Consider the following 9670-nt stretch of genomic DNA (forward strand, 5'->3'; position numbering starts at 1 on the left):
TTCGCATCCACTAAACCAATCTCCTCTACTCATGTTTTCTGAGACTAGTATAGCTAGATTTCTACTTTATCGGAAGATACCTTGTTATTGGGCGCTTACAAAACATAAAAAGAAAAGGATGCTAGATTCATATCCCTACTAGCATCCTCTAGTTGCTTGAAATTTTCTTGAAAAGTTTTTCTAATATAGAAATTTCTCCCTACACAGTCCCATCCATGTAAAGATTGTAAATTTCTACATCTGTTTCAGGAGCAATTTGAGCAATATATCCTTTTGAAAGAGCTATAGTCATTTAGTTTGCTTTTAGTACGAGGCAGCGAGTCGCAGACAGTACTAGACGTACGGCAAGACGAGCTAACAAAGTAATAAAAGATAAACTAAACGACTATAACACTCGAATAACCTCTCTCTGTGTACGACCATTCCCTTCTCGAAAAGGCTTCTATACAAAACAAAAAGAGGCTGGGACAAAAGTCTAGCCTCATTGACTTTGGTTAATAAAATGCCTTTGACGCAGTAGCTGATTGGCCTCTTCATTCGCTTTTCAAGCTCGGAAGAGGACCTAATCAGCCTTGCGGGGGTGGGACTACGAACTAAATTTTTTCAAATTTAGTTCTGTCCCACTCCCTTCCTGTACAGATTCGGAAGACCTCAGTCCCCTAATTCTGATTAGTCTTCGTTTACGTAAGGCATCAAAGCCATTACACGCGCACGTTTGATTGCGTTTGTAACTTTACGTTGGTTCTTAGCTGAAGTACCAGTTACGCGACGTGGAAGAATTTTTCCACGTTCTGATACGAAACGGCTAAGCAATTCAGTATCTTTGTAGTCAACGTATTCAATCTTGTTTGCTGCGATGTAATCAACTTTCTTACGGCGTTTGAATCCGCCACGACGTTGTTGAGCCATGTTATTCTCCTTATCTTATTCTTCAATCCATTAGAATGGAAGGTCGTCATCGGAAATATCCATTGGGCTGGTTGCACCAAAAGGACTATCGTTTCGAGAAAAGTCTGGCATTGCAGGTTCTGACATGGATTGACTAGCAGCTGGAGCAGATCCAAAGCTGTTGCCACCAAAATTTGAACCGCCGGCGTTTCCTTCTCGAACAGCGCGACTTTCCAACATTTGGAAGTTATCTGCTACGACTTCAGTAACATAAACACGCTGTCCTTGCTGGTTCTCGTAATTACGAGTCTGAATCCGTCCCGTAATTCCGATCAAAGCACCCTTCTTAGCCCAGTTAGCCAGATTTTCAGCTGGTTGACGCCAGATGACCACATTGACGAAGTCAGCTTCACGCTCACCATTTTGGCTCTTGAAGGGGCGGTTCACCGCCAAGGTGAAGGTCGCCACTGCAACATTAGATGGGGTATAACGCAAATCTGCGTCCCGGGTCATACGACCAACAAGTACAACATTATTAATCATTTGTTACCTTCTTACGCGTCAAGTTTAACGATCATATGACGAAGAATGTCGCCATTGATTTTTGAAAGACGATCAAACTCACGAAGAGCTGCATCATCGTTCGCTTCAACGTTCACGATGTGGTAAAGACCTTCACGGAAATCTTGGATTTCGTAGGCAAGGCGACGTTTTTCCCATGCTTTTGATTCAATGATGGTTGCACCATTGTCTGTCAAAATTGCGTCAAAACGCTCTACCAAAGCTGCTTTCGCTTCTTCCTCAATGTTTGGACGAATAATATAAAGAATTTCGTATTTAGCCATTGATTATGTTCCTCCTTTTGGACTAATGACCCGCCTCAAGACGAGTAAGTGAGGGATATTCTCACAAGAAATTAGTATACAAGAATTTTAAATAGAATGCAAGCGAAAAGTTGGGAACAATTCCTGAACACTATTTTTTCTTAATCGGATGCCTCAGAATCGTTTTTAGTCGGGCAGGTTCTGTTTTACGAAAATCACTGATATAAATTTCATGATGCATTCGTTCAGACCTAATATCCAACTGATATCCCTCTCTATTCATATATTCATGCATCCGTTGAACCGTAGCCGGCTCATCCTCATAAGGTCCGATATGTAAGGACTGTACGCACAAACCTTCATCATAGGTGAACCACTCGACCTTGGCAAAATCCATTTTCTTCTTCTGACTGGCCTGCGCGATCGCCCAATCAAAATTTTCCTTGCTGACAAAATCAGGCATCCGAATCAGCGAAATAAACCGGAAATCCATCTTACGCTCGTAATCAACACCTTTGACCCCTTCTTGCCACCAAAGAGCTTCCAAAGGCGGTACGACAAAATCAAAGTAACCCTCCATACGATAATCGGTGTTTTTACTCATCTTGATTGTATAAGCAATCGGATAGAGTAACCGAATGGATTCTTGGTACTCGCCACCAGCCTCATTCAGATCCCCCTGCCCCCTCACTGCTAGAAAATTTATCTTAGGCACCTGAACGATTCGTGGTTCCACATTGGTCGGATAAAACTCCTTGTATTCTTTTTTAACATTAAAGACCATTGTTACTCCTTTGGGATTTTAGAATAGCGTTTTTATCCAGACTTAGCCCTCATCCTTCTGAGGCCGCTCTTCTTCAATTTCCAGCAAAGCAGTTAGAGAAATACCTTCTCTTAAAATGGAGGCCTTTAATTGTTCATTCGTTTGTTTATCAAAATGAACTAGATCAAAACGATAAATAGTCGGAAGCTCTTCCAAAAATTGTCGCATTGCTCCCAGCGTTTCAAAGGAAACTTGCTCCCCAAAAATCGCCAAGTCAACATCGGAATACTTCCGATAATCCCCACGCGCACGTGAGCCAAAAATAAAGACTTGTTCGATCTCTGGGAAAGAGAGAATTTGCGCGTGAAGCTCCTTTAGGAATTCCGATTTTAAACCTGTTTTATTTTCCATTGAAGAAGGACTCCACTTTCAACAATTCCGGTACATAGGTTGCTTTGATTCTCTCCAAAAGATCCAGAGCCGTTTCAAAATCGTAAACATGCGTTAGCTGATTTCGAGCTCTGAGCATTTCGATTAAATCTTCACCTTCGACATCCATTTCTTCCAAAAGACCCGATGAAGCTGCTGATCTTAAGACATTTGTCGGTGAAATAATCCCAATGTCAACACCATTGAACTCGAGGTAATCTTTTAGAGTCTTCCACATTAAAGCGAATGAAAGCGTAAACTGCTTTAAGAGACCACTTAGTTCTAAACCAGAAAACTCAGTGAGCCGACGCTCACCTAAATTCCGATTGAGGTGATTAAGGATTTTCGAAAAATTTTCATGTTTTTTCTGATAGCGTTCTTGATAAAACATAAGAAGCTCCTTGCACGTTTCCAAATACACAAAAGACGAATCTTAGACTATCGCTAAACAGATTAAATTTTAGCTACTAGCATCATAACACATGTAGCCATCCTTTTCATTTAAAAATCCGTAAGTCCAAAACTGGTAGCGAAAAAACAGTATGATGCTTTAGGGCTATTGTGTTCTTCCGTTATAAGGGTTCTCAAATAGATACTTCTACTTTTGGACAATCGCCAATAAGTCGGCATAAGTTTCCACCACACCATAAACGTAATTAGAGTCAATATTCCCCTTATCTTTCAAGGCCTTAAAATGCGCCTTCGCGCAATCAATTTTCGCCTTTTCCGCTGGTTTCAATTGCAAGCTAGACATCGATCCTTTGGTCTCAGCCACAAAATAAATGTGTTTAACACTGCCTTCCCGGAAGGCAATGGCCCAGTCAGGATTATAATTCCCTAATGGAGTCGGGATTTTGAAGGCGCGTGGTAACTTGACATAGACTTTGACATCATCCTGAAATTCCAATTCATGTTGGAAGTTTTTCTCAATTTCCGAGTCTACCTTTACATAGTGGTAGATGGATTTATCAGATTCTAGAACATGATTATCTGATGGTCTAGCTGTTTCAGAATTATCGTAAAAAAGATTGGTATCATAACAATCCTCTAAGACCTTGTATTGGATATGATCTACGATTTGAGCTGATTTTTGTTCATTAATTAGGATAGAGACTTTTTGGATAAACTCTTCTGGATTTTGCTTAAATTTAGCAAATTGATACGGGGCTATTTGACTCAAAATACCCGCAATCGTCTTTCTAGTTAGACCTGTTTTTTCTGCAACCTCTCCAAGTAAGTCATATTGAACCTCTACAGGGAGCATCTCCACATGTTCCATCTCCTTACCATTACTTGCTATTTTTAAATCTAACCCTAACTCTTGATCCATCCTGTCTGCAGCTGCTTCGGTAATCTGGAAGGTCACTTTCTTTACAACTAATTTTTCATTAACAGCTTTCACTGCTTTTTTAATCAGCTCGTTCTCATCAAAATCTACTTGGTAAGTAGTTTTATGATGAATCGTATTCCATAGTTTTAAAAATTCTTCTTTTCCAAGATTCTCATCATTGACTTCTTTCCCAAGCTCGACGGTCGTATTATAGGCATTTTCAATTGAATAATTTCTTGAAGTATAGATACTTTCGAGTAACTCCAGCACTTGTCCTTCAAAACCTTGCACCTTGGAGGTAAAGAGCAGTTCTCTTGCTTCTTTAGCTTCAAAAAACTGCGGAGTCAACTGTCCTGTGTCATCAATATAATCCTGACGAATTAACTCAAACTGAATGGCTCTTGCTACCTCTGGTGTAACCTGCAATTTCGCTCCTGTTTCGTTGACCAATACTTTACCAGCAAACAAACCAATTTCCACTTTGCTGGGACGATTTGCTAGAACTTCACGCAATTCCTCTTGCAAGCCACGGGCAAAGTCATCATAGCTTTCATTAGCAATGACTGTCAGTTTATTGATGTCATGAACGCTATTCCCGAGTAATTCTTTATCTTGTCGAACACCGTTTTGATCAACCGCTAAGCGCATCCCCCGACCAATTTCCTGGCGTTTTCTAGTTTCCGCACTTGATTGCTTCAAGGTACAAATCTGAAAGACATTAGGGTTGTCCCATCCCTCTTTCAAAGCAGAGTGGGAAAAGAGGAAGCGAACCGGCTCCTCAAAGGAAAGCAAACGTTCCTTATCTTTCATAATCAAATCATAGGCATCGCTATCATTGGATTGCTGCGCTCTTTTCTCACTAGCCGACTTGTAATCCACAAAAATCGTCTTATCTGATTTCTTGACTTTATCAACAGAAAAATAGCCAGCATGAACATCTTTAGCAGATTGGTAACGATTGAGGTAATGCCAAAAATTCGTCCCATGACGATTGGGATCTCCCAGTAATGCCTGAACTTGCGCTTCGTATTCTTCTTCAAAAATCTGCGCATATTCTCCATTAGAAGCTTGATGTTGATCGTCATAACATTTATACTTGGCAACCTCATCAATAAAGAATAGTGATAAAACCTTGATTTTCTTGTTATACAAACGCTCTTCAGTCTCCAAGTGACTTTTAATGGTTTCACGAATTTGAATCCGCCTCAGACTCGCTTCATTCAATTCCCCCATCACTTCGCCTGCATACAATTCTCTTGTCGGACCAATCTGCAGTTTATTATCACGCGCATCAAAACCACTTAGAGTCCAGCCACGATAAACCTCCAACTCTCCTGACTCGATATACAAATCAAAGGGCTCGCTCACTAATTTCGTTTTTCGACGAATCCCTGTCTTACCTTTGACCTCAAATTCAATCCGCGCTTTCGGTGCTCCCGTCCGTTGGGGCACAATCTCCTGTAAATAGAGATAGCCTTGAGTTCCCGTCGTAGTAATTTGCTCAATAGCCTTAACTGTAATTTTTTTAACCAACTTTCGATTATAAGCATCCATTGCATCCAAGCGATAAACCATATCATAGTCTTCCTTGTGGGTCGCAGAATAACGGAGAGTAAATAATGGATGAAAATCCTTTAAACGCTCCTTAGTCTGCTTGCCCTCTACCGACTGTGGCTCATCAATAATGAGAATGGGATTCATCGCCGCAATCACATCAATCGGCTTTCGCCAAGCAAATGACTCTTGCTCCATATGAATCCGTCTGGCATCCTTTCCTTTGGCATTAAAGGCTTGAGAATTGATAATCATGACTTGAATGTCGGGGGAATTAGCAAAGGTATCCAAATCTCTCAGTCGGCTGGAATTGTAAACAAAGTAGCGGGGCTTTTTGCCATACTCCACCTGAAAATGCTCGTCCATCATCTGAAAGGACTTGAGCACTCCTTCCCGAATAGCAACACTAGGCACAACAATAATAAACTTGAGCCAGCCGTAACGCTTATTCAATTCCATTATAGTACGGATATAGGTGTAGGTTTTCCCTGTACCTGTCTCCATCTCAATGGTAAAGTTATAGGCAGTCCGTTGACCGATGCGTTCAAGTGCCAGCTTGCTTGAAGGCTTTAAATGGTGCTTGAGCTGAATCTGGGTGACCTGTTCTTTAATGGTGTCCTCGCTTAGTTCAATCGGAGCATTCCGAAAAGCGTCCTGCCCCACATCCAGTGTCACCTGCTGGCTCCTACCTGTATCCATCAAATAGCGAAAGCCATCTCGTTTTGCCTGCCCTTGAAAAATATCGGCAACCGCATTGACAGCTTCTATTTGGAAATCTTGCTGCTTAAATTGTAGTTTCATGACTTACCTCATTCGTTTTACTTACCCTACTTTTCTTGAATTCTGTCCAATTGGATTTTTATGTTTCAGTTTTCTGTTTATGTATTTGTATTTATCAGAGAAAACTTACTTTCCAAACTAATTAGTTTAAATAGTTAGTTTCACGATTCAACTATAGATTCTTCGGTTTCTTTATAACCAATTATTAATAATCTTACAGTTAAAAGTGTAATCTGATATAAGTAATCTCTCTGTTTCTCACTCTGTAATGCCGATTGGTATCGTTCTGTATGTCGAATTTCAGCAGAATTTGATAAATCAGTAATTGCTTTCATGATGGTGTTCGTAAATTCTCGAAAAGGTACATGCTCCTCTGCTACATTTGTTACCAATCTTTCAACCGATTTTTTCAAATGACTTTGCTCTTGAGCATATAGTGACTTAGTTCTTTGAAAAGCATCAATAATTTTTTCCAACCCTAACTTTCTTTTTTTTTCTTCATAAGAAGCGATTAATTTCTTCGATTCCTCAATTAGATTATCTATACCATCTTCAACATCTGGCATCAAAAAATCAATTATAAATTGAAAATTCTCATCTAATTTACGTTCAAATACTCCCTCTATTGTCAAATGATACGACAAATTATTTCTTTCTAATAACTGATTAATCTCTTCTCTAAACATAGACTTTTTAACTGTTCCGTCTATAAACTCATAACAATCTTTAGAAAAAAAATCTCTCCCTATTTCCTTTATATCAGTAATATTTTGAAATATAAATAGTATACTATCAGCTAAAATAGAGATAGAAAAGTAATCATCCGGATCGATATTAATTTTTTCACCCTGTCTAAAAGCCTGAATTTCAGGAATATAGGCACATAATTCAGTGTAAAACTCAGTTTTATTAAGCCCAGTTTTTGCTCTAGGTCTACGATAATCTTTTGATTTTTCATGATAATTACAAGAGAGTTCTCTAGAATATTTCGTTACAAATCCATTTAAAATCAGCGACATCACTGCACCGTTCACATCTTCATCATACTCAAATTCTGAAAAAAATTGATAAACCATCTCCTACACCACCTTCACTTTGGTTTGAGGGGAAATTTCTTTGAAGATCTCCGTGAGATTGATTTTATCGGCTGATTTGGCGAATGAGCTGTCACAGAAAACAACACGAAGAGGTTTCTTTCCAGCAATATGACGAATTACCTCTTCAGTTAGGTCTTCTTCGAAACAAGCAAGAAGCGAACCTTCTGCTACATTATGGATTTTCTTACCTGCGACTTCCTCACTTTTTATAGAAAGTGACAAATCCATCCCCCAGGCTAACATAACTTGGAAAAGAATATCTAAACTTGTCCGCCCTTCCTTGATATTTGACACACTATCAAAAAGATTAGTTTGCTCTGTTTGGTCCGGACTGACACCCACATCCTTAAAATTAGAACTGGCTAGTCTATAGGCTTTAAAGCCAAAATCTTGCTTATCGACAGTTTCCGAGTGTTCCTCTTGAATCTTCTTGGCTGCACGGCGAATCCGCTCGCGTGAAATTTGGTCGATGGTTTCGTAACCCGCATCTTTTGCTGCCGACTTATTTGCCACTTCCTCATCTAGGGTACAAAGAATATACTTGCGATTGCCACCGTCTTCTGCATTTAACTGCATCACAGCGTCTGCGGTCGTTGCCGAACCAGCGAAGAAGTCTAGAATTGTTGCGGTTTCATTACTATATGTAACAGTATCAACTAAAAACTTTAACAATAAACTTGGCTTGGGATTGGTAAAGATAGCAACATCTGAAAATATTTTTTTTATTTCATTTGTTGCATCAGTATTGGTTGGTAAATTATTAAGTGGTTTTGAAAAAATTGATACGGGGGGCTTCACATTGACTTGTCCCGTATTTCTCTTTGCAGTAGGCCTTAAAGTACTGATAGACTTTATTTCGATACTTCCGCCATTTTTAATGAGTTCATCAATCTTTTCTTGCACCCACTTAAATCGTCCACGAATCTCAAAATTTTCTTCTGGAACCCCATATTTAACATGAACGTCATCTAATAATTCAACTTGAAGCTCACCATTACCATAAAATCCCTTACTTAGTGTACCAGAGAATTTACCGTTGTTGATTTTAACTGCTTTATGTTGTAGTATTCTGGTCGATTTCCCATTAGAAATATTCAATAACTCAATCGCTTTATCTGGATCAGTAAAACCACCTTTCATACTTACCATCTCATTTTTTCTATAACAAAGTACATACTCATGAATATTAGCCACTTCTTTTGATAGGAATGACGGCTGAGTCTTTTTATGCCAGATAAAATCTTGTACAAAATTCTCCTCCCCAAAGATTTCATCGCAAATAACTTTAAGGTGAGCTTGTTCATTATCATCAATCGAGATAAAAATGACGCCACTGTCTTTTAAAAGATTACGAGCTAATCTTAGACGCGGGTACATCATATTCAGCCAGTCCGAGTGGTAGCGGGCCGAGCTTTTTTCATTTTTGGTCAGTCCGACGACTTGTCGTCCTTTTTCATCTCGAAGGTCCATGGCATCTTCTAACTCATCAGTTGTTTTTTGGAACTTATCTGAATAAACAAAGTCTTTCCCTGTATTGTAGGGAGGATCAATGTAAATCATATCAACCTTGCCTAGATAGGATTCTTGCAAAATTTTTAAAACTTCTAGATTATCTCCAGTGATAAAGACATTTTCACTGTTTTCAAAATCAACACTTTCATCAAGGTCTGGCCTCAAAGTTTTAGTGGTTGGTCTACCTGCTTCAGCAATTGCTTCACGTTTTCCAACCCAAGTAAATTCATAACTTTCTCGTCCTTCAACAATATCCTCTGATAAGAACTGCTTTAACTTATCAAAATCAATCGCAGGACGGAGTTGCCCCTTGTCATCTCTTTTCTCTGTCAGAACTTCAGGAAAAAGTTGACCAATCTTTGTCAGATTCTCTAAGAAAATACCCTTAGAAGATAGATCTAGTCGTTCATATCCAGAGTGTTCACCTGTGCTGTGCTGTGCTGTGCTGTGCTGTGCTGTGCTGTGCTGTGCTGTGCTGTGCTGTGCTGTGCTG

The 9670-nt window shown here is 39.4% G+C and carries 9 protein-coding genes and 1 pseudogene; all 10 read right to left on the minus strand.

All coding sequences use genetic code 11. The annotated features are described in order from the left end of the window. Positions 1-199: 199 nt before the first annotated feature. A pseudogene (locus N4310_RS08600) lies at positions 200-289 on the minus strand (Fic/DOC family protein); the annotation flags it as partial. Between the two features lie 380 nt (positions 290-669). Further along, positions 670-909: a 30S ribosomal protein S18 gene (rpsR, locus tag N4310_RS05930; protein ID WP_135038614.1), complete on the minus strand. Its 240-nt coding sequence runs from the start codon at positions 907-909 to the stop codon at positions 670-672. A gap of 30 nt (positions 910-939) precedes the next feature. Beyond that, positions 940-1431 (minus strand): single-stranded DNA-binding protein, encoded by a 492-nt coding sequence (locus N4310_RS05935; protein WP_262092452.1) that lies wholly within the window; start codon positions 1429-1431, stop codon positions 940-942. 11 nt (positions 1432-1442) lie between these two features. Next, positions 1443-1733 carry a 30S ribosomal protein S6 gene (rpsF, locus tag N4310_RS05940; protein WP_160333166.1) on the minus strand — a complete coding sequence of 97 codons (291 nt, stop codon included), beginning with the start codon at positions 1731-1733 and terminating at the stop codon, positions 1443-1445. Between the two features lie 130 nt (positions 1734-1863). After that, positions 1864-2496 carry a GyrI-like domain-containing protein gene (locus N4310_RS05945; RefSeq protein ID WP_262092453.1) on the minus strand — a complete coding sequence of 211 codons (633 nt, stop codon included), beginning with the start codon at positions 2494-2496 and terminating at the stop codon, positions 1864-1866. 42 nt (positions 2497-2538) lie between these two features. Then, the gene (locus N4310_RS05950) at positions 2539-2886 is read right to left on the minus strand and encodes a nucleotidyltransferase family protein (RefSeq protein ID WP_262092454.1); all 348 of its coding nucleotides are present in this window, start codon (positions 2884-2886) and stop codon (positions 2539-2541) included. Continuing rightward, a complete protein-coding gene (locus N4310_RS05955) occupies positions 2876-3295 on the minus strand; it encodes a nucleotidyltransferase substrate binding protein (RefSeq protein WP_262092455.1) in 420 nt (139 codons plus the stop codon). Before N4310_RS05955 ends, N4310_RS05950 begins: the two co-directional genes overlap by 11 nt. A 207-nt stretch (positions 3296-3502) precedes the next feature. Continuing rightward, complete coding sequence (locus tag N4310_RS05960; RefSeq protein ID WP_262092456.1) at positions 3503-6589, minus strand: type III restriction-modification system endonuclease; 3087 nt, start codon at positions 6587-6589, stop codon at positions 3503-3505. A gap of 140 nt (positions 6590-6729) precedes the next feature. After that, positions 6730-7644, minus strand: a complete 915-nt coding sequence (locus N4310_RS05965) for a hypothetical protein (protein WP_262092457.1) — start codon at positions 7642-7644, stop codon at positions 6730-6732. A 3-nt stretch (positions 7645-7647) separates the two neighbouring features. Beyond that, complete coding sequence (locus tag N4310_RS05970) at positions 7648-9429, minus strand: site-specific DNA-methyltransferase (protein ID WP_262092458.1); 1782 nt, start codon at positions 9427-9429, stop codon at positions 7648-7650. Between the last annotated feature and the right edge of the window lie 241 nt (positions 9430-9670).

This window comes from Streptococcus danieliae, from assembly GCF_025447695.1.
GTDB classification, from domain to species: Bacteria; Bacillota; Bacilli; order Lactobacillales; family Streptococcaceae; genus Streptococcus; species Streptococcus danieliae.

Bases quoted from the DNA above. Each gene is read 5' to 3' on its own strand.
- N4310_RS05955 (WP_262092455.1), bottom strand. From the start codon at position 3,295: ATGTTTTATCAAGAACGCTATCAGAAAAAACATGAAAATTTTTCGAAA.
- N4310_RS05935 (WP_262092452.1), bottom strand. From the start codon at position 1,431: ATGATTAATAATGTTGTACTTGTTGGTCGTATGACCCGGGACGCAGAT.
- N4310_RS05965 (WP_262092457.1), bottom strand. From the start codon at position 7,644: ATGGTTTATCAATTTTTTTCAGAATTTGAGTATGATGAAGATGTGAAC.
- rpsF (WP_160333166.1), bottom strand. From the start codon at position 1,733: ATGGCTAAATACGAAATTCTTTATATTATTCGTCCAAACATTGAGGAA.
- N4310_RS05950 (WP_262092454.1), bottom strand. From the start codon at position 2,886: ATGGAAAATAAAACAGGTTTAAAATCGGAATTCCTAAAGGAGCTTCAC.
- N4310_RS05945 (WP_262092453.1), bottom strand. From the start codon at position 2,496: ATGGTCTTTAATGTTAAAAAAGAATACAAGGAGTTTTATCCGACCAAT.
- rpsR (WP_135038614.1), bottom strand. From the start codon at position 909: ATGGCTCAACAACGTCGTGGCGGATTCAAACGCCGTAAGAAAGTTGAT.
- N4310_RS05960 (WP_262092456.1), bottom strand. From the start codon at position 6,589: ATGAAACTACAATTTAAGCAGCAAGATTTCCAAATAGAAGCTGTCAAT.